Consider the following 24,889-nt stretch of genomic DNA (forward strand, 5'->3'; position numbering starts at 1 on the left):
CTCCGTCTATTTCATCCGCTTTTTATGAGCTTTGTTCGGATTAATCATGACTACAGACACTTTTTTCCCCAGCTTCAATTTATCTTAAAGTTATGTTGCAACTAGGCTAATCAAAACTTTCCCGTAAATTTTTGTCTTTGAAAATAAATGAACTATCTTGGAAAGTTAAGGTTACGTTACCTGATGGGATTTCAAAATCTTCTTGCATGGTTTTTATTATAGAATCTAAATCTTCTTCATCCGAATTTTCATGTCCTCTGTTTAACGTAATTCTAACGACAGGGTGGGCGTCTTTGCCTATTAATGAAGGTTGGTCATCGGGCTTAAGGTTAAGTTGATCTCCTATATCTTTTGGATAAGTAATCCAAAGATCATCGATTACATCTTCACCAAAATGTGATTCTAATTCAGGAAGTAGTAGTCCTTCTAGTTCATATTCAAACATTTCAGCAATATAACTATCCGTATATTCCCCCGTTTGGTTGTGTTTATATACTAAAACACGATAATTATCGTGATCAGGAACATTCACAATTGCAGCGTAACGAAATATATCATATACGCCAGTATTATCTAATAATGTATCAACTATTTCCATTGGTTGATCATACGTTTCATTTAAATAGACTTCAGCTTCCTCTTTAACTTTAGATGCCTCTTCAGGATTTTCCCTCAGACCCAAGTACGAAAGGTAGAAAACGATTCCTAATAAAACAACAACGATGATTAACCCAGCGATCAATGCTTTCTTTTTTGTGTTCAATGGGTTCACCTCAATTTAAACATTCACAATACTATCCCTTCGTATTATAAGTTTAACTATACTTATAAGTAAATAAAATTTAATAAAGTACAAGAAATTGTTAAAGTTATTGAAAATTTATATTATTATAATAATAAGGAGGAGAATGCGATGAAAGGTAGCAAAAATAAATCAAGAATGAATAAATGGGTGAAATGGAGTTTAATTCTAGTAACGATCTTAGCGATAGGGGTTGTTTCTGCACTTTTATATGCAAACGCTTACATTGATCGTTCCATTGCTGAAACGGAAGGGGAAATTACTCTAGACGGGATTGATGAAGCTGTTGAAGTCATTCGTGATGAACATGGTGTTCCGCATATAGAGGCTAATAGTGATGAGGACTTGTTTTATGCTCAAGGCTTTGTAACTGCACAAGATAGGTTATTCCAAATGGAAATGGCTCGTAGGCAAGCTTCTGGTGAGCTTAGCGCAGTTGTTGGAGAGATGGCATTAGAAACGGATAAATATTTCCGTACACTTGGTCTTAGAAGAGCTGCAGAGAAATCCTTGGAAGAATATGATGAAGAGTCTATGCAAGCTTTAGAAGCATATGCAGAAGGTGTTAATGCGTTTATTACTCATGCAGAAGATAATAATAGCTATCCTATTGAGTTTACATTGATTGGAATTGGTGAGATGAGTGAATGGACTCCTCTTGACTCCTTAACCATTGGGAAATTTATGGCTTTTGACTTAGGAGGACACTGGGAAAGACAAGCTTTTAATTATTATGCTTTGAACCAGTTTGAAGAAGAAGAAGCGTATGAGTTGTTCCCTACATATCCAGAAGGGGCATTAACAAATATTCAAGATGAAGAGTATGTGGATATAACTTCAAGTCTAGCAAAAGCACCAATGCCACATCCATTTAACGGAAGTAATAACTGGGTAGTGAGTGGGGATAAGACTGAATCTGGTGCTCCGCTCTTAGCAGATGACCCTCATTTGGGATTAGCGACTCCTTCCATTTGGTATCAAGTTCATTTGAAGTCAGATAATTATAATGTATCCGGGGTCATATTTGCAGGGATTCCTGGCGTTATTCTGGGCCATAACGAACATGTTGCTTGGGGTGTAACAAATGTCGGCCCGGATGTACAACAGTTATACCTAGAAAGAAGAAATGAATCAGATCCCCATCAATTTGAGTACGACGGGGAATGGGTGGATGCTGATGTAATAACAGAAACAATTGAGATCGATGGAGAAGAACCATTGGAATATGAGGTGCTTGAAACGATTAATGGTCCGATTATTTCAGAATTTGCAAATCAAGAAAAAAACCTAGAATCTAATACGGCATTATCTGTGAAATGGACAGCACTAGATGCAACGAAAGAATTGGCAGCAGTGTTACAAATGAATAAATCTTCAAACTGGGAGGAATTTGAAACAAGTTTAGAGGATTTTCACGCTCCAGCTCAAAACTTTGTTTTTGCTGGAGATGATGGAACCATAGCTTACAAAGCAAATGGGAAAATACCGATTTATGATCAGCCAGAAGATGCCTTATTGCCAATGCCTGGTTGGGATTCATCTTATGCATTAAATGATTACATCCCTTTTGATGAATTACCAACAGTCGTTAACCCAGAAAAAGGATTTGTAGCTACAGCAAATAATAAAATTATATCAGATGTATACCCTTATCATATTAGTCATGTATGGGCACAACCTTATCGTTATACGAGAATACATGAATTTTTAGATGCACGTAATAATTTAACGAAAGAAGATATGCAAGATTTGCAAATGGATCAAATGAATTTACAAGCAAGAGAGTTCGTTCCAATTTTTCTTACTATTCTAGAAGAACAATCGCTGACTGAGATGGAAGAGGAAGCTTTAGATGAATTGTTGGAGTGGGAGTATGAAGATAATAAGAACGAAGCTGCACCTTTAGTATTCCATAGACTATTGGCGAATATAGAAAAGATTTTATATGAAGATGAGATCCCTGAAGAGTTATTGTCTATGTTTAAAGGTAGCGGTCAAAATACGGATGAAATGATCCGAGCAGCTTATGCTGATGAAGAAGTGATATGGATGGATAAAAATGGTGGATTAGAAGCAGTCATAACAGATGCTTACACCAATACAATCGAAGAAATTAATGATATGCAAGGTTCGAATGTGAATGAATGGGAGTGGGGTGAATATCACCAAGTGTATTTTGAACACCCGCTATCGAGTACATTCATCCTGGATCGTTTTTTCAATAAACAGGACCCAGTGCCTGTTGGTGGAAGTAATGTAACTGTAATGGCTGCCTCTTTTAGAGAAGATGGTATAGTCGACCACGGGGCAAGCTGGAGGTTTGTGACGGATTTACAAGATTTAAAATCTGCATCTCATATTGTAGGTCCAGGTCAATCAGGTCATTATCGAAGTGAATGGTATGATGATCAAATCATTGACTGGGTAGAAGGAAATTATCATCAAACAAGTATGGATGAATATGAAGGTTCTGAGTTAATATTACAACCAAGATAATGCAAAAGCAGTAACGCTCCAATTTAGGAGTGTTACTGCTTTTTATTAATGTTTATTTAAATTTTTAGACTGAATGAAACTTGCTACATCCATTCGCATAGGAGTTTTTAATTTTCTTCCTATCTGACTTGACCATGTATCTTCACGTGTATTGCTTCCTCGCAACTGATAATATTCTTTTGTTGTTTCATCGAATGCTTCAACTGCCTCTTGGTTGTTTACATAAACATTTTCATGGTAGATGGATTGAAATGGTAATCTTGGTTTTTTGTCAGTATCTTCTTTTGGAACTCCTACAGCTAATCCGAAGAGTGGTGTAACATAATAAGGGAGTTCTAACAGGTCATTAACTTGTTGTATGTCATTTCTTAAACTTCCTAAATAGCAGATGCCTAAGCCCATTGATTCACTTGCAAGGGCACAATTTTGAGCAGCTAAGGTGGCGTCAATTACTGACATCATAAAGAACTCTGTGCTTTGTAAGTTGGTTCTCATGGCACTTTGAATCTCATCTGGTTGAGATTGATAGATTCGTTGTAAATCTGCGCAAAATACAAAGAGATGACCATTATTTTCAACGTATTGCTGTCCACTAACCTCTTTTAAAGCTTGTTTTTTTTCGGGATCAGTAATACCAATAATAGAATACGCCTGATAATAACTAGAAGTAGATGCTGCTTGTCCTGCAGATATAATTGTTTCAATTTGTTCTGAGCTTAGTTTTTTATCTTTAAATTGTCGAATGGAACGATGATTTAAAATTTGTTCGATGGTGGTATTCAATTGACTTCCTCCTTGGTGAGTTGTTGCACAGCGTTTGTTGTGGCAGCAATCTCTTGGTGTAATTGTTTGTTCTGTGTTGATTGATCATGAACCGTTGCGGATATCTCTTCAACAGAAGCGGTAGACTGTTCGATATTGCCACTAATTTGATCCATAGCTTGGTTGATTGTGCTTGTAAAACTACGTACGCGTTCAGCAGATGTTGAGAAGTCCTCTAAAAGCTTCTGAAGTTGGTTCGTGTGGTTTTCTAAGTTAACAAACTTATTCTCATTATCATGTGTTAACTCAATATTCTCTTTTAACTCTAATAGCAAACCTTCCAGTTGTTTATTTGTATTCTGATTTGTTACCTGCATGGTAGTTAAGTTACTGGATATTTGTGAGGCAGTCTGTTCGGTATGGTCTGCTAATTTTTTTATCTCCTCGGCTACAACAGCAAACCCTTTTCCGTGTTCGCCGGCACGTGCTGCTTCAATGGAAGCGTTCAGTGCAAGTAGGCCAGTTTGCTCTGTAATATTTTTAATAGAGTCAATAAAAGTTACGGAACGATCTACGTTTTCATGTAACTGGTCGTATGTCTTTAGCATATCATTCATTTGTGATTCGAACATTTTTATTTTATTTTCAAGTATACTAGCATTTTCCTTGCCGATGTTTGCTTGTTTTGCTGATGTAACCGTTTCTTGTTTTACATTTTCTAATTCAGCCATCATAGCATCTACTTGCAAACTTGTCTCTGTAGCAGCATCTGTTACTTTAAATACTTCGGCAGTTTGCGTTTCCGTACTAGAGGCAACTTCTTGTATAGCTTTGTTCATTTCATCAAGTGCTTCTTGATTGCTAAAAGACTGTGATTCAATAGCCATCATACTGTCTTTTATAATATGTACTTGTTTTTCGATATGTTTTTTCTGGATGGCCTCTTTTTCTAAGCTCTCTTCGTTTAACGTTTGTAATTCTAAAAGTTTTTTGATCACTGTCCTTTGTGATTAATTGTAATCCATAGAGAAGGATTGCAACGAATAATATGTTTGCGAGCGCCGTTGTATAATTTAGGTCTAAAACGTCTCCATGTAAATAAATAAATGCGTGGAATATCACCAGAGATGTTATTAAACCTGTAAGAAGTAAAGGAATACTCATATAAAGCCCAGCAGCTACAATTAAAAATAATAGTAAGCCAAAATTATGTGTAGAAACACTTACTTCTAAAACCACAAGTGCAAGAACACTAGCTAAACCTAAGATTGCTATGTAGGGAATGACGCGGTCTCCTTTATTTAAAAATAGTAGCAACCCAATAATTGATACAAAAAATAAACCTCCAAAAAAGACAGTTGCAAGTACAGATGTATCTAATCCTTGTATGTAATTTGCAGCAGTACTAATCAATGTCATCGCAACTAAAAACCAAAACATTAGTCTATTTTTCTTACTCAAACGATCCTTTTCAATAGTTTCATAATGGTTCAATGTAAACCCTCCTCATCCATATATTTACTACTATAACATTTTGGTCTGGTAAACTGAATACAATTATTTGATTTTTCTAATAAGCAGAATGGTTGTTTACAGCTAATATTACAGGTAATATATATTAGGTTATAAAAGAGGTGAATCTATGGTACATAATGAAGAACAATCAAAGATTGCTAATCCTAAAATGTTATTGTTCTCGCTTTGCTTTGTTTTAATGTTTTCGGTCATGAATGGAACAATGTTTAATATTGCAATTCCTGATATTGCAGAAGCTTTTCAACTATCAGCTTCCGAAGTAAGTTGGGTCATGACTGGGTATATCATGATTTATGCTGTTGGAGCTTTAATTTATGGGAAATTGGCAGATACTATTGCCTTTAAGACATTAATAACGTTTGGTTTAACCGTTTTTGCAATTGGTTCATTTATTGGTTTTCTAGCACCTAATTACTTTTTTGTGTTAGCTGCAAGAGTTGTACAAGCAATTGGTGGGTCTATGATTCCAGCTTTGGCATTTATCGCACCTTTAAGATATTTCCCTAAAGAAAGAGGGAAAATTTTAGGTATTATTGCTTCGGTGATGGCATTTGCTTCTGGTATTGGACCAATCCTAGGGGGAATTATCGCGGGGTATTTATCTTGGGAATACCTGTTTTTGACTTCAGGATTTATTATCATTACGTTACCATTCCTTAGAAAAAATCTACCAGATGAAGAATCAACTAATGTTAAACTAGATTATCTTGGGGCTGCTCTTGTAGCAGTTACAATCATCTCCTTAATAATGGGAATTACATTAGGCTACTTGGAAACATTGCTTCTATCTTTTGTATTTTTTATTTTGGTGATTGTTCGCATGTTTACAGCAAAAAATCCATTTATACCCAAACACTTGTTTAAAAAACGAAATTACGTAATTGCTTTATTTACAAGTTTCTTAGCAGTCGCGTGCTTATTCGGATTAATGTTTACTGTACCTATATTACTACGTGAAGTTTATGCGTTATCGACCATGCAAATTGGTATGGTTATGTTTCCAGGAGCCATTAGTGCAGCTCTTATTGGTCGAAAGGGAGGAAGACTTGTTGATCAGAAAGGTGCTCGGAAGATTTATATGCTAGCATTGCTTTTACTTGGTAGTGGTTTCCTCGTAGTATCTTCTACTGTTGGACTACACCCTGTTGCTCTGAGTTTAACGTTGATCTTTCCGATGATGTGTTTCCCATTAGTTCAGGCTTCAGGTGCGGATCTTTTAGCTAACTTACTTCCATCCAATGAAACAGGCGTAGGTATGGGAGTATTTAATCTAATGAACTTTGTTTCTGGTGCGTTAAGTGCTGCAGTTGTAGGAGTGATTTTAGATATCTTTCAACCACATCAAGCTGCTAATTTAATTGCAATAAATGGTACGAGTGCTGTGTATAGTAATATCTTTTTAGTTTTTATGGTAATAATATTTATAGCTTTAGGTAGCTTTCGTTTGGTATATAAATAATTGGGGAAACATTAACTTAAACGCAATTTAAGTTAATGTTTTTTTATTTTATAAATTTTTTATACGAATGAGACACAATATGTTATATTATTCAATAAAATTTACTGAGGTGGTGAGCAGAAATGACAGAGGTTCGTCTAATTGATATATTTAATCATCCAATCACTCAAAAATATTTGAGGCGTTCTGGAGTGCACCACGCAGTTTCTGTTACAGAGAATGCGTTTCAAATTGCAAAAGAGAGAAGAGTGAATGCAGAATTAGCTACAAAAGCTGCTTTACTTCATGATATCGGCCATTATGAATGGTACCGTGATGGGAAGTGGGATTACAAAGAGTATCGAAAGCATGATATTCATGCAATAAAAGGAGCAGAAAGAGCTCATAAATTATTAATTCGCATAGGAGAGAACAGAGTGGTTGCTAAAGAAATATCAATAGCCATTCTATTGCATACGGATTCTTATCTACCATTCAAAGCTGAAGAGTTAAGGACCCCATTACAAAGAGTGGTCTTCGAAGCAGATGAAATGGATGAGTTACCTGGAGGAGAGCACCACAATCATAAGATGAGTAAACAAGAAGCTGATCGACGATTATCAAAAATTGATCAGCAATTAGAAAAATCCAGACGCCCTTTGGAACCTTCTTAAAAAAGAAGAAGATTTTTAAATATCCTTTAGTCTTCCTAGTATTTCCTATATAATATATAGTATTGAAAGTCTAACACTTCTTGAAGGAAGGGAAGATTGGATGAAGACGTTTAAATTAGTATCATTAGAAGTTCTAGAAAGATCTGGAGAAGACCTAAACAACAAAACCATTAATATGTTCGATGGATTAATTATAGACCGCGAAATAGAAAAAGGTAGATGGCTAATTGAAGCTTACATGCCTAAAGAGTATTATGATTATTTCACGCAAAAGAAAGAAAAGAACCAAGAATTTGTTGTTCAAGTTAGAATTACAAAAGATTCAAACCCTAAGGCAACTATATTAGTTCATATTAAAGGTGTTCATGAGATAGAAGACGATATGAACGTAGTCCTAGTAGGTGATATGGTAAATCGTGAAAGAGAACAAGTCGAACAAACACTTCAAGATTTGATCGAAGCGGGTTATCAAGGAGAATCACTACTCCAGAAGTTCAGAGAAAAGAATCAAGAAAGTTTATTTTAATCGACATTTTTATAAAATTCCTATCAAACTATTCATCCATACTTTCGTTAGCCGATAATAAAAGTATGGATGTCTTTTACATTCTTACATTTTAAACACTTTTTCGTGTTTCTCTAGGAAGTAAATTTTGATAGGAACTGTACATAGGTACGATCTGTTTGAAGGAGAAACGCGTTATGAACCCAATTAAAAACTTAAAAATGAATGAATCAATTATCGACAAACTTACTCCAGTGCAACTGATTTCTTTGTATTATTTAATTGCGGCTACAATAGCCACCATTTTACTTGCATTGCCAATTTCACAAAAAAATGGTGTGGAATTAAATTTCATGGAAGTCTTCTTTACGGCAGTAAGTGCTGTTAGTGTTACAGGATTAACTGTGGTAACTACTGCGGACACGTTTAGTGTGTTTGGGATATTTATGATTGCAATCGCGCTTCAAATAGGTGGCCTAGGTGTTATGGCTTTAGGTACATTAATTTGGATTGTACTAGGAAAAAAAATCGGATTTAAAGAACGTCGTCTGATTATGACAGATCAAAATACAAAGTCGATCTCTGGGATTGTTCGTCTAGTAAAAGAAATGTTTTTAGTTGTAGTTGCAATTGAGTTAATAGGGTTTCTTATATTAGGTACTTATTATCTTAATTACTATGACTCCATTCTAGAAGCATATTACCATGGTTTCTTTTCTGCTGTAAGTGCTACAACAAACGGTGGTTTTGATATAACTGGTAACTCATTACAATCCTTTCAGCATGACTATTTTATTCAGTTTGTACACATGCTTTTAATTATTTCAGGTGCCATTGGTTTTCCCGTATTAATTGAGGTGAAGGAATATCTTCAAACAACAGAAGAGGAACGTAATCTAAAGCGTTTTTCCTTATTTACAAAACTGACTACTCTAACTTATTTTGTATTATTAGCTTTTTCATTTGTAGTGATTATTATCTTAGAATTTAACCACTTCTTTGCAGATAAGTCCTGGCATGAAACCTTCTTCTATAGTTTGTTCCAATCAACTACAGCTAGAAGTGGTGGGTTATCAACGATGGACGTAAACGAGTTTACGGAACAAACAAATTTGTTTATTTCAGCTATGATGTTCATAGGTGCCTCTCCAAGTAGTGTGGGTGGCGGGATCCGAACTACTACATTTGCATTAGTAATCATTTTCATTCTTACTTATGCAAGTGGAAGAAGTAGAGTAAGTATCTTTGGAAGAGAAATCGAAGAAAATGATTTATTTAAAGCAGTAGTAGTTACATTGTTAGCGATGTTGATGTTCTTCAGTGTAGTGATTATGATAACAGCGATCGATAGTCATTTAACATTAACGAGTATTATTTTTGAAGTGAGTTCAGCCTTTGGTACAACAGGACTGTCTATGGGTATTACCAACGAATTATCCACTTTTAGTCAACTGTTATTGATAGCCCTAATGCTAATTGGGCGTATTGGCATCTTAACGTTTTTGTTCTCGTTTAATCGAGGAATGAAAACTCATAATTACCGATATCCTAAAGAAAAAATAAATATCGGGTAATGAGTTAAAATAGAATTAGGAGGAGAAACCGTGCTTAAAACAATTGATGAACTAGATATCCCAGTGAATGAATGGCTATATCAAAATGCATCGGATGCAATCATATTTGTTGATGCCGAAAGTCAAATTATTTCAGCTAATCAAGCGGCTTCTCAATTACTAAATTTTAACCAAACAACATCTAGTATAGATGCGAATGATTACCTTGATCTAAAAGTATTAACCAAGCATTCTAATACAGAAGTTCTCGTTCGAACAAAGCACACTCCAGAAAAATTAGTAATTATGATGGGTAAACAAATTGAGGAGTATATGTGTATCGTTCTTAGAGAAGGTGGTCTGAAGGAAAAGAAAGATTCCCTTCTTTATACTTTGAATCATGTGAGAAATGGTCCATACGAAGGAATTATAATGCATGACAAGGGAAACATTCTTGATTGTGATTACGCCTTTTCTACCATGATGGGCTACACGAGAGAAGAATTGATTGGAACTTCGATTTTCAAACTTGTCCATGAGGATGACCATAACTATTTATATAAAAACTTAAACATCGATAAGCATGAGTCTCCTTATCCGTTAAGAGGATTTAAGAAGGACGGTACTGTTATTTACGCTGAAATATTACCCGAGCCAGTTCATGAAAGTGAAAAAAATTTGAGAGTGGCAATAGTTCGTAATATTACAGAGCGAGTGGAGAATGAAAAACAAATTGAGTTTATGGCTTATTTTGATGAATTAACAGATCTCCCAAATCGAAATTATTTTCAAAAGGTTCTTGAAGATGAACTTAACAAGGATCCTAACAAAGAGTGTAATAAGAAGTTAGCCGTACATTCGATAGACTTAGACTACTTTAAGCATATAAATGACACGCTTGGGTATGAATTCGGAGATCAACTGCTAAATTCATGTGCTAAAAGATTGAAACTTTTATTAGTGGATGATATTTTCTTAGCTCGAATGGATAGTGATTCTTTTATCATACTACAGCGAAATGTAACTTCCTCCGAAGAGGCTGAACGTTTTGCTGAAAAGCTATTAGAATTGTTCCGATCACCACAAAATATTAATGGGTTCGAAATTTATTGCAGTGCAAGTGTCGGAATTAGTGTGTATCCTGATAATTCAAAGGATTCATTAGAGCTAATAGAACATGCCGATTCTGCAATGAATGTTATTAAAAAGGAATCTAGAAACAATTACAAAATGTATCATCCAGATTTGAAGAATGGTTTCAAAGAATTATTGAAATTGGAAACGGAATTACATAAGGCGATTGAACGCAAGGATTTTGAACTCCATTTTCAACCGCAATATGATATACATTCACATGAAATTATTGGATTTGAAGCGCTTTGTAGATGGAACCATTCTGAGTTGGGCCAGATCCCGCCAGACCAGTTTATTCCTCTTGCTGAAAAGACAGGTTTAATTCTTGAATTAGGAGAATGGGTTCTTCGAGAGGCTTGTAAATTGAATAAACAGTGGCATGAGGAAGGGTTACCCCCAGTTAAAGTGTGCGTCAACTTATCTGTTAAGCAATTTTTGCAGGGTGATTTAGTAAATAAAGTTGACGAAATTTTGAAGGAGCAAAAGTTAGAACCTAAGTTTCTTGAGTTGGAAATAACGGAAAGTATTGCGATGTCCAATGAAAAATATATCATTGAAACGTTGAACCAGTTTAAAAAATTAGGAGTCAATGTTGCATTAGATGATTTTGGAACAGGGTATTCCTCTTTACAATATTTGAGTCAGTTTCCTTTAAGTAAAATTAAAATTGATCGACACTTCATTCAAAATCAAACGGTGCAAAATAATGCTATAGTAAAATCAATTATCCATTTATCCCACGCACTTAATTTAAAAGTGATTGCTGAAGGAGTCGAACAAGAATTAGATTTAGAATTTTTACTTTCTGAAGCTTGTGATGAAGTCCAAGGGTTTTATTTCAGTAAACCAGTTCCTTCTAACTTGGTAAAAGATTTTTTTGTTTCCTAAAGTATGTTATAAAATACTAATAAATAGAGCCCCTCACTAATTAGTGAAGGGCTCTTAACATTTAACAGTAAAAAGCTGCACCAACAATTACTAGTAAAATAAATAGTACAACGATTAGCGCAAAGTTATTTCCGCCACAATAGCCGCCGCCAGAATACATATTTACTATTCCTCCTTTTATCTGCTTTATTACTTTCACCTATCTATATGAAAGAAAGTCCAATTTAGTATAGTTATATACCTAGAATAGGTTAGATTTATGAAATTCTATTGCATATAAATTCAAGTGAACATTAAAAAACCGAACCCATCTCCAAATCTGAAATAGATTTAGATTGGGTTCGGATTCAAATTATTAAGATTCAAATTTTTTAGGAATCATTAGAATTGTTATTACTGTGTTCCGTTTTGGATAACAGTTCTCTTTCAATGGAAAGAAGTTTAAGTTGATCATTTTCATATCCAATCACATATTCCGTTTGATAATGATGCGTTTCACGTTTTTCCTCTTCTACTCGTACATTATGATCAGAATTGATCAATACTTCAATTTTCTCTTCTTCTTCTAAAACATTAAAATGTTCATTGGTCACTTCTATATCAATGGAGTGAACAACAAGCTCTCTAAACTCTTGATAGGAATGCTTAATCTGTTCCTCGCTTCCTAATAAAGAATAAGCTGTGAAGTAATCCCTTAAGTTAATCGTTTCGTAAAAGTAATTAATCAGATATTCTGCATCTTCTTCTAATGATTCTGCACTTACACTTTGATTGGTGGAAGGGTCACCATCGTAATCTAATTCTTCTTCATTCGCTGTGTCAGACCACATAAGAATTCGGTCAAAAACTTGACCTAATGGAATACTAAAACCTGTGTTACCTTCCCTCGTACTAGCACTATTTATTGCAACAATTTTACCTGTGTCTTGATGAATGAGGGGACCACCACTGTTGCCTTGTGAGATATCAGCAGAAATTTGGTACAAGTTTTCATAGGTATAATTATCTACTGTAAAGCCACGGTTTTTACCGGAGATTATTCCAAGAGTTACCGTGTTTTGAAACCCGTGGGGGCTACCGACTGCAATAATATCATCACCGACATTTGGTTCATAAGAGGGGTCTACTTCTAATGAATTTTGATTGGCTAATTGTGGCACTCTAATTACTGCCACATCATCACTTTCGCCAATCCCTATGACAGCACCTGGATATGTTTGAGCTTCAGATGTTTTTACCATGACAGAATCTGCATTACGAACTACGTGTGCATTTGTCACAATATCACCTTGATCGTTATAGATAAATCCTGAACCCTGACTGCTACCGGCCTGACCAGAAGCTTCAATTTGGACTACATTCTTTTGAGCCTCATGTATTAATGTTTGTAGATCTTGTTGTGGAGCTGCTTCATTGGATACCAGCTCGACAATTCCATCAGAAGAACTGATGGATGATTCCTGCCAGTTTGAATAATAGCTTGATAAAGTGAAGATTGCTGCCACAACTACAATTAAGGACAGTGTAATTGGGAGTGCGCGTTTCGTGTTATAAAGTAATTGCCTCACCTTTATTCTCCTTCCAAGTACCAGGAGATTTTATCTATGTTAACCGTACAATCTTCTGGTATGTCATAATGCGTATGTTCAAAATCGCCTGTTTCATCAGGATAAAGCGTTTCTGGAAAAAGAAAGGTTTCATTCTCTTCCACTACATTTTCATCTTCATCTAGAAGACTATACTCAACAGAGATAGAATGGATTGGTATAGTTGCAACACTTTTAAGTTGTCCTTTAACTAATATATCTCCAAACTCATTTATTTCTGTTTCAACAGATACAAGTTCAATTGCGTTCTCTTGATTTTGCTCTTGTTCTAATTCATATTGGGTTAAAGCCTGTTCGATCCGTTCTTGTTGTTCAGATTCAAAAGAAATTTTCTGTCTTTCAATTGTAGTTTGTAGGCTTGTTAATCTTTCATTCTCTTCATCAAAACGAAGGCCATCCTTTACAACTGATAAAGCTTGATTGAATTGGTTTTCTTGCAAGAATTCATTTGCTTCGGATATTGTATGATTAACAATTCTTTCTCGCATCATTGATACAAGTTCATCCGAATCTGAATGATTAATCGAGTCGACTTGCCACAGTAACATTTTTAATTCTTCAATTGATGGTTCATTAGATAACTGTGTTTCTACTTGACTTATTCTCACATGATTTCGTTTTTCACTTATTGCTTCTAACAGGTGATTTATGATTTCTCCATTATAAGAACTTAATTCATTTTCAGCTTCCTGGGTAATTTTAAGAGCCTGCTGGAATGCTTCCCGTTCAATTAGGGTATCAACAGTTTGCAGTTGATTGTTAATTCCAAGTGCTATTTCCATAAACTCAGCATTGGTCCGAGCAGCTTCATAGTTTTCCTTGTAATCTAAAGCTTCATTGAAATATTGGTGCGCGCGATTATATTGACCATCTAAAGCATTTTCGACTCCTTGCTCATATAGTTGTTCCGCTTGGTTATTTGAATGCTCCAAGAAAAAGTGAAGGCCAATCCCAATTACAAGCATCGTTATAATCGTAAAAATAGGTGTTAACCACCATTTGCTAAAGCCGCTTTGGTGTTCGGTACGATGTTTAATATTCTTTGGTAGTTGGGCGCCACAAAGAACACAGTACGCTTCGTTCTCTTCTGTTTTTGCGCCGCATTTAGGGCAATATGTCATAGCCATCACCTATCGTATAACCTTTCTGTATGTATGTAAATTTTAACATAATTTGTCGAGAAAATACGCTTTAGACATCTTTAAATATTAAAAAAATGTGATAATGATACTCAAGTGCTATATTTTTTGATAAAATTAGCTTAAACTAGAAGATGTACAAGGAAATTTGGAGGTGCTCCAGCATGGATATTATGCAACCGGTATTAGGTATTGTTTCGCTACTAGTATTAGTAGCCTTGATAGGTTTCTGTGTGTTTGACAATGCGCGCAATTAATTTTAAAGCTTTTAATGGTAACGTTATCTGTTCATATTAGACGAAGAGAAGTGTGGAATGTTTCAAAACATTCCACACTTTTTTTATGTTACATCGATTATAACTATGAAAGGAGGTTGACGTTCATGAGTATGGAAAAGAAAATTTCCAGTCAACTACAGTTAGTGTTTCAAACAGGTCTTAATAGTGAGGGAACAGAAGTGTTTGCGAGAAAAAATTATAATAACGTAAACCCTGAGTCAGAAGCTGCTAGTGTTCATGCAGTAGCACTTGTGTTATCCGAACTTCGTGATGACCATTTAACAGAAGCTTTTCGTAATGATCAATCCATTTTATTAGCAGAATAAAGGAGGAATTAGAAAATGACAAAGCGTTTAGAACTTAAATTTCATAATGAAGAGGGAAGACTTACTACAATTAGTGTAGATAATCCTAAATATCCAGTTGATCCTGCAGCAGTCAAGCTTGCTATGGATGAAATCATTACTCAAAATGTATTTTTACCTAATAATTTATCCATTACTGAGATTTCGCATGCTCAAGTTGTAGATCGAACAGTAGAAGACGTACTTTTAGAAGACTAAGGTATAGTAGGAGGCTGGGACAAATCAAAGTGCTAGCATGAAAATCCGAACAGAGCAGATGAAAAGCGGATGAAATAGACGGAGACTCCTGTGGGAAATAGAGCTCAGGTGAGACCCCGGAATGCGTAGCATGAGGAGGCTCACCAGCTCCCCACGGAAAGCGCAGTCTATTTCAGGAGCGAGTTAGTCGCACCGCATTTCATTGTTCGGAGTTTTCATGACTGCTTGTCCCAGCCTCTTTCTATATAGGAGGGATGAAATTGGAAACATGGATGAGCTGGTTACCTGAAGTAGGATTTCCTATTCTTGTAACATTTTATTTGTTACACAGAATTGAAAACAAACTTGAGGAAGTACATCAATCAATCATAACCATTCCAAAATATTTACAATAAAGCTGTAAAAAAAGAAAACAAAGCCATCCGTCCAATCGTATAATACGATCGAATGGATGGCTTTGTTATATTTTTGTATTCCGTTAAAATATATTTATCACGTTTATCTAGTCATAGAAATATTACCAAATGGGTAAATCACAATCTCAGACCGACCGATTATTTCATCTTCTTCAATCATTCCAAGACCGTTTCTACTATCTTTACTTATAGAACGATTATCTCCCATAACAAAGTATTGGCCTTCCGGAATTTCTATTGGACCAAAACTGCCTGTACCATCTAATTCAGAACTGGTTAAATAGGATTCTTCACGAGGATCACCATTTACATATAATTTGTTTTCTTTCACTTCTATGGTTTCATTTGGTAGCCCAATTACTCGTTTAACATAGTTTTTATTTGGGTGTTGGATAATTACAATATCACCGCGATCAGGTGTATCTAATAAATAAATCGCTTTATTAAAAATGACTCGTTCGCCATTTTCAAGTGTTGGGTCCATACTTGCACCTTCTACAACGGAAGTTGCGAAAATATACGTCCGTAATAAAAAAGCAATGACTAAAGCAATGACAATTGCCTTTGTCCATTCCCATATCTCTTTCTTCAACTGGGATCTTCCCTTCTAGTTTAGCTTGTTTCTATCGTACCATATTTTTATTTGAAAAGTATGAATGAGTTATTACATCTTGATGAAATTGTGCAACATTCACTCACAATTTGACGGTATTAAAATGGATAGCGAAACAAAATTTAATTTTTAGTTTACTTGACATACAAGATTTGTAATAATAATATATTGTGACATCTAATTTTGAGAAGTTGGTATGTGTATTTAGGAGGAGCAATGTTGCAAGTGAATGAAGAAATAAAATTACTTGAAAAAAGAATTGAAGAAAAAAGAAATGAAATGATCTGCATTGCCTCAGAAAAAGGCTATACTAGTCAAGAAGCTGTGCGCATTTCCCAAGAGCTTGACAGATTACTAAACGAATATTTGACACTAAAGAAGAGATAACTTAAAGGACCTTCCACCATGGGAAAGTCCTTATTTTTTTACCCTTGGCTAAAAGGGCATGTTATACGTTTGTACTTTGTTTATTATTTTGTAAAAAGCTTTCTAAGCGGTCCAGCCCTTTTTCTAAGATTTCTATAGAGTATGCATAAGATAGTCGCATGTAACCCTCTCCATATGTTGAAAATGCATCCCCTGGAACTAGAGCTAACCCTGCATCCTTCACAAGTTTAAGCCCTAATTGAAAAGATGATACCCCGTCTAAGGATAATTTCGGAAATACATAGAATGCCCCATCTGGTTTAACCACATCGACACCCATAGCATTTAATCTATTGATCACGTAATTCCGTCGTTCTAAATAAGCATCGCGCATTTTTTGGCTATCATTTTTTCCAACGGTTAATGCTTCAAGTGCTGCATACTGACTTATTGAAGTAGCGCAAGAAACATTATACTGATGAACCTTTAACATATGTTTGATAATTGAGATGTCTCCTAGCACATATCCTATTCGAAAACCAGTCATAGAATGGGACTTTGAAACACCTTGAATGATTAAAGTCTGTGCTTTTATTTTTTCAAATAACCCGATAGAGCTATGTTTGTTTTCATATGTTAATTCACTATAAATTTCATCAGCTAAAACAAATAGTTTATGCTCGTGAACAATATCGGCTAAATCACTCAGTTCCTCTTGCGTCAATGAAACCCCAGTAGGGTTTGACGGATAGGGAAGGATGACACATTTCGTTTGCTCGGTAATGTGGCGCTTTAACTGATGAGCAGTTAATTTAAAGTCCGTTTCAGTTGTATCGATGTGGACTGGAATCCCTCCAGCCAGACGGATAAGTGGTTCATAACCCGGATAAACTGGTGCAGGTAAAATCACCTCATCTCCAGGAGTAATAATTGTTCGAAGCGTAATATCAATTGCTTGGGATGCACCTACAGTAACTATTATTTCGGTATCTGGTTCATAGTTTAGATTATATTTTTCTTTCGTATAATGGTGAATTGCTGTTCGTAATTGAGGTAATCCAGCATTAGGGGTATATGTAGTATGGTTTGATTCTAATGCCTGTATTGCAGCATTCTTTACATGATTGGGTGTGTGAAAGTCTGGCTGCCCAATTGTAAGTGACACCACGTCTTCATAATTATTAACTAAATTAAAAAACTTGCGTATACCTGATATTTCAATATCTTTTACATGATTATTGATTAAGTGTTCCATTTGGAGACCTCATTTCTATGCGACTAGGTATAAATTGCTGTTAGACAGTCTAATCTGTTAATAGTCATTTTAATAGAAAAGTGTCTAGGTGGAAAGGAGAAAGATCCCTTTTATGTCTATGGTGTTAAATACCACTTATATTTTTCTCATAATACTTGTGATTTTTTCGTACTATTTAGTTAAGCAAGTTGTTAAATATTTGATAAATAACAAATATCACCAACCATTAATCTATTGGGTAACCTGTCTATTTGTATTTTTCATATTATTTAGTGGATTTATAATCGTTGAACCCACTGAATTTAATGCAGGCAACTTGCTTCTATTAACAAAAAGCAGTATTGAAATATTTATTTTATTTGGTATCTCTTTAATGTTTATATTATTTATAAAAGTCATAATTGAGAAACTAAAGAAAAGAAAAGTGAAAGCATAATTCGAAAAAAGAGGAAAGGTTTGGTAAAATAAGGTGCAATAAAGGGGGAAATCGTATGATGATGATGGATTCTGGCTTTGCAATTATATTTCTTATTTTAATTGTTTTGTTTGTTCTAAATATATTTACAAGCATATGGGCTTATCGAGATGCGATCGCAAAAGGTAATAGTAAAGAATATGCCTTGCTTATTTTATTAGCAACATTATTTTTCCCAGTTATAGGCTTGATTGTCTATTTAGTTATTAGAAATGATTTTAGCAGGTAGGGGGGAAGACCCTCTACCTGCTTTTTTATTTAAGATATCCTTCTAAGTCTGATACGATTTCGTCCATTTCTTCCACGCTTGTTCCTGAATAACTATTTATTGCTACACCATCAGGAGACACAATATAAAAAGAAGTTCCGTGACTCACTTGCTCATGTCCATCTACTTTTGAAACTAATAATTTAAAGGAATTAGCTGCGAAACTTTCAATTTCGTTTTGTTCATACCCTGTTAAGAAGTCCCAATTAGAATAATCAGCATTAAAATTATTAGCAAAGTCCTTTAATGTATCTGGGTCATCTTCTTGCGGATCTACGGAAAACGATACAAACCTTACATCTAAATCTTTTTCATTAGCAGCTTCTTGAACTCTAGACATATTTGCTGTCATCGGAGGACAAACCGTATCACAATTTGTGAAAATAAAATTGGCGACCCAATAATCTCCTTCAAGGTCTTCTAAGGATAGATAGTCTTCATCTTGATTCATATATTCAAACGGTTCCACTTCGAAATCTATCTCAGGCTCCGTCGCCTCACTACTACCACACGCACTCATAAGTAGTAATAAAAATAAAATGGTTAATCCTTTATATTTAGTATTCAATTAAATCATCTCCATTGTTTATTCCAATTCATTTTAACATGATAGGAATCAGAGAGTTGTGATTGATCATGGCTTTATTTAACAATTCTATGACAAAGGAACTTTAAGTCATGTTCAATGTATAACTATTTAGTTCTGGTCGGCAAGAGAAACGAAAGGGGAGTCTTGTGGTACCAACTCCTCTAGAAACAAACAACTGTAAAGGTCTATTTCCAATTACATGTTTACCTTCTACATATTTTTCCCCTAAAGCTGGAGTCACAACGTATCCATAGAATGGAATTTGTACTTGTCCGCCGTGACTATGGCCAGATAATTGAATATCAAAAGGATAGTCGATCACACTATCAGCATAATCAGGTTCATGACAAAGCAATATATTAAACATGTCTTGTTGCTGATCAGTGATTAAATTATTAACATTTGGGCTTCCTAGTAATATGTCATCCAATCCTGCAATATTAATAGATTCTTCATTTCTAGAAATCGTTACTGTTTCATTCTGAAGAAGTTCAAATCCAGAGGTGGCCATTACATCTCTAATTACTTCTGTTCCGTACCCGCCATGATCGTGGTTACCATAAATCCAAAACTTTCCTTCTGGTGCGTCCAGTTGAGATAATTCATTGATAATACGCTGATATTTACCATCCGATACCGTCGATGGATCATCCGTTAAATCTCCAGTAAATACGATTAAATCGGGTTCTTCTTTTTCGATCATATGACGTAACTGTTGTAATTCTTCCGTCTGGTATTGAAACCCAATATGTGTGTCTGTAATTTGGATGATTTTAAATTGGTCAAAAGATTCTGGAATTCTATGTGATTCAATATTCGTATGAGTAAGTTTAATCCAGTGTGGCTCTATTTCATTTGCATAATAATAACCACCATAAGTAAGCCCAACAGCACCTAATGTTCCTACTGTAGCTTTCTTTAAAAAGGACCTTCTTGATATTTTTTCTGTCATAATCTACATCCTTAGCTTGGAGTCATTTAATTTACTTTTAAAGTTGTTTTTAAATTATAGCATGAAGCCACTTTCGAAATGTGACAAAAAAAGTGAATTAGTATTCATTTTTGGAAGGATTATAGTCTTCTAGTGTGGAACTAGTAGGAAGGAGGTGTTTATTATAATGAATAATGAAGTAGTAATAGTTACAGGTGGTTCAAGCGGAATGGGGAAATATATGGCGAAAAAATTTGCTCAAGAAGGAGCGAATGTCATGATTACAGGTAGAAATGAAGATAAGCTTGAAGCTGCTGTTAGCGAAATACAGGCAGAAGCAACGGGAAAAGTAGTAAGTTGTATAATGGACGTTCGTAAACCTGAAGATGTAGAAAGAATGGTTCAAGAAGCAGATCAGACCTTTGGAAGAATTGATCATTTGGTTAATAATGCCGCTGGTAATTTTATTGCCCCAGCTGAGCAATTATCTATAAATGGATGGAATGCAGTGATTGATATTGTGCTTAATGGTACGTTTTACTGCAGTCATACAGTAGGAAATTATTGGATTGAAAAAGGGATAAAAGGAAATATTCTTAACATGGTGGCTACGTATGCATGGGATGCAGGACCTGGAGTAATCCATTCAGCGGCTGCTAAGTCAGGCGTTTTAACGATGACTAGAACTTTGGCTGTCGAGTGGGGTAGAAGGTACGGTATTCGTGCCAATGCCATTGCACCTGGCCCGATTGATCGTACAGGTGGCTCAGATAAGCTATGGGAGTCAGAAGAGGCTGCAAAGAGAACGATTAAGTCTGTGCCTTTAGAGCGATTAGGCGAGCCAGAAGAAATTGCCGAATTAGCCTTCTTTATTTTGTCAGATAAAGCAAAGTATATGAATGGGGAAGTTGTTACGCTTGATGGGGGACAACATTTAAATCAATATCCATTTTAAAATTCATGCACCTTGTATGCCGGCATCCGGACCCAGTTACCCGATTGGCGACGAGTTATGCCGGCATTTAATCCTGTGCACCCGAATAGACATGTTTTATGCTGGCATTCGTGTATGTACACCTGAATCGTCCTTCTGTATGCCGGCAAAGTCCGTCACAATAAATGAATATAAAAAATCACTCGCTATTCATTTGCGAGTGGTTTTTTGATTACTAAGAAGGTAACACGATATATAACAATATAGCAAAAAAGTGAAAAGCGCTTCCACCGATTACAAAAAGGTGCCATACTGCATGGTGATAAGGGAAAGCACGCCACATATAAAAAATACTTCCTACAGAGTATAAGACTCCTCCAATGATTAAGTAAATTAGTCCGGTTAACTCCATTTCAGCTGCTAGCGGCCTCCATACGAATACGATAAACCAACCAAGGAAAATATAAATCATCGTTGAAACAAACATAAACTTTTTCACAAAAAAGATTTTAAATATAATCCCTAAGATTGCAACGCCCCAAATCACCCCTAATAAAGTCCACCCGATTGGTCCTCGAAGAAGAATTAACAGAATAGGTGTATAGGTACCAGCTATAAAGAGGTAGATCGAAGAATGGTCGATAAATAAAAACCAATCTTTTGCATTTCCGTTAGGCAAACTATGTACAATGGTAGAAGACAAATACATGATCAGCATGGTGGTTCCATAAATTGAAACAGAAACAATCTGCCATGGATTTTCATTTATGGATGCAAAGACAATTAGTATAACTAATCCCGCGATACTTAGTAAGGCACCAATGCCGTGAGTTATTGCATTTACAAGTTCTTCTTTGTTTGAGTATTGGTATGGCATGTTTATAAAACCTCTTTTCTATAAATCATTATATCTCAATAATAGCCTCTTCGAAATATTATAAATGTCATATCATTTATGTTAAAATGTTCAAGGGAACAAAAAGATAATATGAATAGTAACCCTAGATGGTTTGTTTTGAATCGGGTTAGGAGGAAAACCATGTTAGACACAGAGTCTTTCCACTTAGAAACGACACTTGTGAAAGAAATGATGATTGATGCAGATAAGGTTGCACAGGTTCAATTAAGTAATCCATTAGAACATGCATTACTTGTTTTAACTAAAACAGGGTATAATGCTGTTCCTGTATCGAACTTTGAAGGTAAATTTGAAGGAATAATAAGTAAATCAAATATTGTAGAAGCGATGTTTGGATTAGAGCAGATAGAAGTTGAAAGGTTGCAGAACCATCTGGTAGAAGATGTGATGAACAAGAAAGTACCTACCTTGCAATATGATGATATTATGGAAAAGGCTTTACATACATTAATAGATTATAACTTTGTATGTGTGGTAAATGACGAAGAGGAATTAATGGGAATAATTACTCGGAGACAATTATTAAAGCAATTTAGAAATAAGTATTATCTTGACCAAGGAAAAAACATATAAAATTTAATGTTTTTTATGGACATAGTTATACCTTTTATAAGAAAATAGAAGGGCATATGAATTTAGATTGAGGAGGAAGATTAATGGAAATGATGGATGGGAACGAAATAATTAATTTTATTTCAAATGCTAAAAAATCAACACCTGTAAAAGTTTATGTTAAGGGTGAGCAATTAAATGACATACAGTTTTCTAATGAAATTCAAGCTTTTGTAGATGGTAAAGCTGGGGTTCTCTTTGGAGAGTGGAAAGTTGTAGAAGCGGATTTAGAAAAGCACGCTTCAAAAATTGATGATTATGTAATCGAAAATGATCGCAGAAATTCAGCGATCCCATTATTAGATCTAAAAGGAATTAATGCACGAATTGAACCAGGCGCAATTATTCGTGACCAAGTAGAAATTGGAGATGGAGCGGTTATTATGATGGGCGCTTCCATTAACATCGGTTCAGTAGTCGGTGAAGGTACAATGATCGACATGAACGTTGTATTAGGCGGAAGAGCAACTGTAGGTAAGAATTGTCATATTGGTGCTGGATCGGTATTAGCAGGTGTCATCGAACCACCTAGTGCCAAACCAGTCATAGTAGAAGACGATGCAGTGGTTGGAGCAAATGCAGTGATCCTTGAAGGTGTAACAGTAGGTCAGGGTGCTGTTGTAGCTGCAGGGTCAATCGTTACAGCAGACGTAGCGCCGAATACGGTTGTTGCTGGAACCCCTGCAAAAGTAATTAAAGAAATGGACGAACAAACACGTTCTAAAACAGAAATCAAACAAGAATTGCGTAAACTCGATAATTAATATGATGAGGGCGGAGGTGAGAACTTCCGCTTTTTTCTTTATTCAAGCACCATTTAATTCAATTAAGAAAGGGTTATAGTATGAATTTAGAACAATTAATTAAGATTAGGCGGGAATTACATCAAATACCTGAGCTAGGTTTTGAAGAATATAAAACGCAAGCTTATATATTGGAATTTTTAAAGTCCTTAAATAAAGATTTTATTCAAATAGACACTTGGAGAACCGGTGTGTTTGTTTATTTTAAAGGTACAACCGGAAATGAAACGATTGCCTATCGAACAGACATGGATGGCTTGCCAATTACTGAACAAACAGGGTATGACTTTGCTTCCGAACATAACGGGAAGATGCACGCTTGTGGACATGACTTTCATATGACCATTGCACTTGGAGTTATTACTGAGTTGGCTGAATCACCTCCAGAAAATAATGTATTATTCATCTTTCAACCCGCAGAGGAAGGACCAGGTGGCGCACTACCAATCATTCAAGAGGGTATTCTTGCACAATATCAGGTGGATTACATCTTTGCCCTTCATATTGATCCTAGACAAGAAGTTGGATCCGTTTCCAGTAAACCAGGCTTGTTATTTGCAAACACGAGTGAATTGTTTATTGACTTTAATGGTACAGGTGGTCATGCTGCATATCCTCATGAAACGAAAGACATGATGATGGCAGCAAGTGCTTTTAATTTACAAGTTCAACAGATTGTATCGCGAGCAACAAACCCCTTAGAAGACGCAGTGGTAACACTTGGGAAAATGGAAGCTGGAACCGTTCAAAATATTATTCCAGAAAAAGCGCGAGTGGAGGGAACGATTAGAACCTCTCAACCTCAAACGATGCAAACGATTCAAAATGCGATAGAAAAAATGCTTGAGGGAATCGAAATTCGTTATGAATGTGAAACAGAACTTGATTACGGTTCAAATTATTACATGGTAAATAATACCGAAGTTTATACTGAAAAATTTGAAGCCGCTTTACAAAATTCCTCTATTACTTATCGAAAAGCAAATGCTGCTATGACTGGAGAAGATTTCGGTTATTTCTTAAAAGAGTACCCTGGTTTTATGTTTTGGCTTGGAGTTGGTGCAGACTATGGACTACATCAAAGCAAACTTAATCCAGACGAAAGAGCACTTGAAATTGGGGTAGAAGCAGTCAAACGAATGATCAAGTCTTAATTCTCCTTAAGCTCTGTGATCATTTAATAGTAGGGAGGAAGATTTGAGATTTCTGGATAAAATTGAAGATTTCTTTATAAAGTCTTAAATTTCTGGATAAAATGGTGTTTTTTCTTGATATTGTAGCGACATTTCTGGATATCCAAAATTCCTCGTGGATATGAGATTCGTTTTCTGGA

General features: G+C 35.3%; 26 protein-coding genes and 1 pseudogene. 15 read left to right on the plus strand and 12 right to left on the minus strand.

The window, feature by feature from the left end:
- Positions 1–106 precede the first annotated feature (106 nt).
- Positions 107–763, minus strand: coding sequence for a hypothetical protein (locus G532_RS0100540; protein WP_027963015.1), 657 nt, complete (start codon positions 761–763; stop codon positions 107–109).
- 150 nt (positions 764–913) lie between these two features.
- On the opposite strand from G532_RS0100540, the gene G532_RS0100545 reads away from it, so the two are divergent.
- Entirely contained in the window at positions 914–3,298 is a 2,385-nt protein-coding gene (locus tag G532_RS0100545; protein WP_027963016.1) for a penicillin acylase family protein, read from the plus strand.
- A gap of 45 nt (positions 3,299–3,343) precedes the next feature.
- Here the strand turns inward: G532_RS0100545 and nfsA are convergent, their stop codons facing one another.
- The 3 genes from nfsA to G532_RS0100560 are packed head-to-tail and all read right to left on the minus strand — an operon-like array spanning position 3,344 to position 5,554.
- Entirely contained in the window at positions 3,344–4,081 is a 738-nt protein-coding gene (gene nfsA, locus G532_RS0100550; RefSeq protein WP_027963017.1) for an oxygen-insensitive NADPH nitroreductase, read from the minus strand.
- Positions 4,078–4,947 carry a methyl-accepting chemotaxis protein gene (locus tag G532_RS0100555; protein ID WP_027963018.1) on the minus strand — a complete coding sequence of 290 codons (870 nt, stop codon included), beginning with the start codon at positions 4,945–4,947 and terminating at the stop codon, positions 4,078–4,080. The genes nfsA and G532_RS0100555 overlap by 4 nt, the downstream gene beginning before the upstream one ends.
- Positions 4,937–5,554, minus strand: a complete 618-nt coding sequence (locus G532_RS0100560; RefSeq protein WP_027963019.1) for a hypothetical protein — start codon at positions 5,552–5,554, stop codon at positions 4,937–4,939. The genes G532_RS0100555 and G532_RS0100560 overlap by 11 nt, the downstream gene beginning before the upstream one ends.
- A 148-nt stretch (positions 5,555–5,702) precedes the next feature.
- On the opposite strand from G532_RS0100560, the gene G532_RS0100565 reads away from it, so the two are divergent.
- The 5 genes from G532_RS0100565 to G532_RS14515 all read left to right on the plus strand — a co-directional run bounded on the left by G532_RS0100565 (position 5,703) and on the right by G532_RS14515 (position 11,788).
- Positions 5,703–7,055 carry an MFS transporter gene (locus G532_RS0100565; RefSeq protein ID WP_027963020.1) on the plus strand — a complete coding sequence of 451 codons (1,353 nt, stop codon included), beginning with the start codon at positions 5,703–5,705 and terminating at the stop codon, positions 7,053–7,055.
- 122 nt (positions 7,056–7,177) lie between these two features.
- Entirely contained in the window at positions 7,178–7,708 is a 531-nt protein-coding gene (locus G532_RS0100570; RefSeq protein ID WP_027963021.1) for an HD domain-containing protein, read from the plus strand.
- Positions 7,709–7,808: 100 nt separating this feature from the next.
- Positions 7,809–8,234: a YwpF family protein gene (locus tag G532_RS0100575; RefSeq protein WP_027963022.1), complete on the plus strand. Its 426-nt coding sequence runs from the start codon at positions 7,809–7,811 to the stop codon at positions 8,232–8,234.
- A 176-nt stretch (positions 8,235–8,410) separates the two neighbouring features.
- Complete coding sequence (locus tag G532_RS0100580) at positions 8,411–9,787, plus strand: TrkH family potassium uptake protein (RefSeq protein ID WP_035512338.1); 1,377 nt, start codon at positions 8,411–8,413, stop codon at positions 9,785–9,787.
- Positions 9,788–9,817: 30 nt separating this feature from the next.
- Complete coding sequence (locus G532_RS14515; protein ID WP_051189000.1) at positions 9,818–11,788, plus strand: EAL domain-containing protein; 1,971 nt, start codon at positions 9,818–9,820, stop codon at positions 11,786–11,788.
- Between the two features lie 61 nt (positions 11,789–11,849).
- On the opposite strand, the pseudogene G532_RS15740 reads toward G532_RS14515, so the two are convergent.
- The 3 genes and pseudogenes from G532_RS15740 to G532_RS0100600 all read right to left on the minus strand — a co-directional run.
- Positions 11,850–11,945 (minus strand): annotated as a pseudogene (locus G532_RS15740) (YjcZ family sporulation protein); the annotation flags it as partial.
- Between the two features lie 214 nt (positions 11,946–12,159).
- A complete protein-coding gene (locus tag G532_RS14520) occupies positions 12,160–13,356 on the minus strand; it encodes a S1C family serine protease (RefSeq protein WP_051189001.1) in 1,197 nt (398 codons plus the stop codon).
- A gap of 2 nt (positions 13,357–13,358) precedes the next feature.
- A complete protein-coding gene (locus G532_RS0100600) occupies positions 13,359–14,516 on the minus strand; it encodes a zinc-ribbon domain-containing protein (protein ID WP_051189002.1) in 1,158 nt (385 codons plus the stop codon).
- 400 nt (positions 14,517–14,916) lie between these two features.
- On the opposite strand from G532_RS0100600, the gene G532_RS0100610 reads away from it, so the two are divergent.
- The 3 genes from G532_RS0100610 (at position 14,917) to G532_RS15745 (ending at position 15,770) form a co-directional block, all read left to right on the plus strand.
- Positions 14,917–15,138 (plus strand): DUF1659 domain-containing protein, encoded by a 222-nt coding sequence (locus tag G532_RS0100610; protein ID WP_027963025.1) that lies wholly within the window; start codon positions 14,917–14,919, stop codon positions 15,136–15,138.
- Between the two features lie 15 nt (positions 15,139–15,153).
- A complete protein-coding gene (locus G532_RS0100615; protein WP_027963026.1) occupies positions 15,154–15,375 on the plus strand; it encodes a DUF2922 domain-containing protein in 222 nt (73 codons plus the stop codon).
- Positions 15,376–15,635: 260 nt separating this feature from the next.
- Positions 15,636–15,770 (plus strand): YvrJ family protein, encoded by a 135-nt coding sequence (locus G532_RS15745; RefSeq protein WP_084500460.1) that lies wholly within the window; start codon positions 15,636–15,638, stop codon positions 15,768–15,770.
- Between the two features lie 103 nt (positions 15,771–15,873).
- On the opposite strand, the gene lepB is transcribed toward G532_RS15745, so the two are convergent.
- Complete coding sequence (gene lepB, locus G532_RS0100625; RefSeq protein ID WP_027963027.1) at positions 15,874–16,383, minus strand: signal peptidase I; 510 nt, start codon at positions 16,381–16,383, stop codon at positions 15,874–15,876.
- A 246-nt stretch (positions 16,384–16,629) separates the two neighbouring features.
- Here lepB and G532_RS15750 point away from each other — a divergent pair, with 246 nt between their 5' ends.
- Positions 16,630–16,791 (plus strand): Spo0E family sporulation regulatory protein-aspartic acid phosphatase, encoded by a 162-nt coding sequence (locus tag G532_RS15750; RefSeq protein WP_342662642.1) that lies wholly within the window; start codon positions 16,630–16,632, stop codon positions 16,789–16,791.
- Between the two features lie 61 nt (positions 16,792–16,852).
- Here G532_RS15750 and G532_RS0100635 read toward each other — a convergent pair whose 3' ends face one another.
- The gene (locus tag G532_RS0100635; protein ID WP_027963028.1) at positions 16,853–18,025 is read right to left on the minus strand and encodes an aminotransferase A; all 1,173 of its coding nucleotides are present in this window, start codon (positions 18,023–18,025) and stop codon (positions 16,853–16,855) included.
- A 491-nt stretch (positions 18,026–18,516) separates the two neighbouring features.
- Between G532_RS0100635 and G532_RS0100645 the strand changes: the two genes are divergently transcribed.
- Entirely contained in the window at positions 18,517–18,729 is a 213-nt protein-coding gene (locus G532_RS0100645; RefSeq protein WP_035512339.1) for a PLDc N-terminal domain-containing protein, read from the plus strand.
- Positions 18,730–18,754: 25 nt separating this feature from the next.
- Here the strand turns inward: G532_RS0100645 and G532_RS0100650 are convergent, their stop codons facing one another.
- Positions 18,755–19,336, minus strand: coding sequence for an SCO family protein (locus G532_RS0100650; protein ID WP_027963031.1), 582 nt, complete (start codon positions 19,334–19,336; stop codon positions 18,755–18,757).
- Positions 19,337–19,439: 103 nt separating this feature from the next.
- Positions 19,440–20,309, minus strand: a complete 870-nt coding sequence (locus G532_RS0100655; protein WP_051189003.1) for a metallophosphoesterase — start codon at positions 20,307–20,309, stop codon at positions 19,440–19,442.
- Between the two features lie 166 nt (positions 20,310–20,475).
- Here G532_RS0100655 and fadH point away from each other — a divergent pair, with 166 nt between their 5' ends.
- A complete protein-coding gene (fadH, locus tag G532_RS0100660; protein ID WP_027963033.1) occupies positions 20,476–21,243 on the plus strand; it encodes a 2,4-dienoyl-CoA reductase in 768 nt (255 codons plus the stop codon).
- A gap of 214 nt (positions 21,244–21,457) precedes the next feature.
- Here the strand turns inward: fadH and trhA are convergent, their stop codons facing one another.
- Positions 21,458–22,099 carry a PAQR family membrane homeostasis protein TrhA gene (gene trhA / locus G532_RS0100665; RefSeq protein ID WP_027963034.1) on the minus strand — a complete coding sequence of 214 codons (642 nt, stop codon included), beginning with the start codon at positions 22,097–22,099 and terminating at the stop codon, positions 21,458–21,460.
- 162 nt (positions 22,100–22,261) lie between these two features.
- On the opposite strand from trhA, the gene cbpB reads away from it, so the two are divergent.
- From cbpB to G532_RS0100680, 3 genes are all read left to right on the plus strand, one after another.
- Positions 22,262–22,714, plus strand: coding sequence for a cyclic-di-AMP-binding protein CbpB (cbpB, locus tag G532_RS0100670; protein WP_027963035.1), 453 nt, complete (start codon positions 22,262–22,264; stop codon positions 22,712–22,714).
- 83 nt (positions 22,715–22,797) lie between these two features.
- On the plus strand, positions 22,798–23,517 hold the full coding sequence (gene dapD, locus G532_RS0100675) for a 2,3,4,5-tetrahydropyridine-2,6-dicarboxylate N-acetyltransferase (RefSeq protein ID WP_027963036.1): 720 nt from the start codon (positions 22,798–22,800) through the stop codon (positions 23,515–23,517).
- 80 nt (positions 23,518–23,597) lie between these two features.
- On the plus strand, positions 23,598–24,710 hold the full coding sequence (locus G532_RS0100680; protein ID WP_027963037.1) for an N-acetyldiaminopimelate deacetylase: 1,113 nt from the start codon (positions 23,598–23,600) through the stop codon (positions 24,708–24,710).
- Positions 24,711–24,889: the final 179 nt, after the last annotated feature.

The sequence above is a fragment of the Halalkalibacillus halophilus DSM 18494 genome (assembly GCF_000423105.1).
In the GTDB taxonomy this organism is placed as follows: Bacteria; Bacillota; Bacilli; order Bacillales; family Alkalibacillaceae; genus Halalkalibacillus; species Halalkalibacillus halophilus.

Excerpts from the sequence above, each read along its gene's own strand:
- trhA (WP_027963034.1), bottom strand. The coding sequence starts at position 22,099 with ATGCCATACCAATACTCAAACAAAGAAGAACTTGTAAATGCAATAACT.
- G532_RS0100555 (WP_027963018.1), bottom strand. The coding sequence starts at position 4,947 with ATGGCTATTGAATCACAGTCTTTTAGCAATCAAGAAGCACTTGATGAA.
- G532_RS0100565 (WP_027963020.1), top strand. The coding sequence starts at position 5,703 with ATGGTACATAATGAAGAACAATCAAAGATTGCTAATCCTAAAATGTTA.
- cbpB (WP_027963035.1), top strand. The coding sequence starts at position 22,262 with ATGTTAGACACAGAGTCTTTCCACTTAGAAACGACACTTGTGAAAGAA.
- G532_RS0100575 (WP_027963022.1), top strand. The coding sequence starts at position 7,809 with ATGAAGACGTTTAAATTAGTATCATTAGAAGTTCTAGAAAGATCTGGA.
- G532_RS0100600 (WP_051189002.1), bottom strand. The coding sequence starts at position 14,516 with ATGACATATTGCCCTAAATGCGGCGCAAAAACAGAAGAGAACGAAGCG.
- G532_RS0100615 (WP_027963026.1), top strand. The coding sequence starts at position 15,154 with ATGACAAAGCGTTTAGAACTTAAATTTCATAATGAAGAGGGAAGACTT.
- G532_RS0100610 (WP_027963025.1), top strand. The coding sequence starts at position 14,917 with ATGAGTATGGAAAAGAAAATTTCCAGTCAACTACAGTTAGTGTTTCAA.
- G532_RS0100580 (WP_035512338.1), top strand. The coding sequence starts at position 8,411 with ATGAACCCAATTAAAAACTTAAAAATGAATGAATCAATTATCGACAAA.
- G532_RS0100545 (WP_027963016.1), top strand. The coding sequence starts at position 914 with ATGAAAGGTAGCAAAAATAAATCAAGAATGAATAAATGGGTGAAATGG.
- G532_RS0100680 (WP_027963037.1), top strand. The coding sequence starts at position 23,598 with ATGAATTTAGAACAATTAATTAAGATTAGGCGGGAATTACATCAAATA.
- G532_RS0100655 (WP_051189003.1), bottom strand. The coding sequence starts at position 20,309 with ATGACAGAAAAAATATCAAGAAGGTCCTTTTTAAAGAAAGCTACAGTA.
- G532_RS0100635 (WP_027963028.1), bottom strand. The coding sequence starts at position 18,025 with ATGGAACACTTAATCAATAATCATGTAAAAGATATTGAAATATCAGGT.
- dapD (WP_027963036.1), top strand. The coding sequence starts at position 22,798 with ATGGAAATGATGGATGGGAACGAAATAATTAATTTTATTTCAAATGCT.
- fadH (WP_027963033.1), top strand. The coding sequence starts at position 20,476 with ATGAATAATGAAGTAGTAATAGTTACAGGTGGTTCAAGCGGAATGGGG.
- G532_RS0100570 (WP_027963021.1), top strand. The coding sequence starts at position 7,178 with ATGACAGAGGTTCGTCTAATTGATATATTTAATCATCCAATCACTCAA.
- G532_RS0100645 (WP_035512339.1), top strand. The coding sequence starts at position 18,517 with ATGATGATGATGGATTCTGGCTTTGCAATTATATTTCTTATTTTAATT.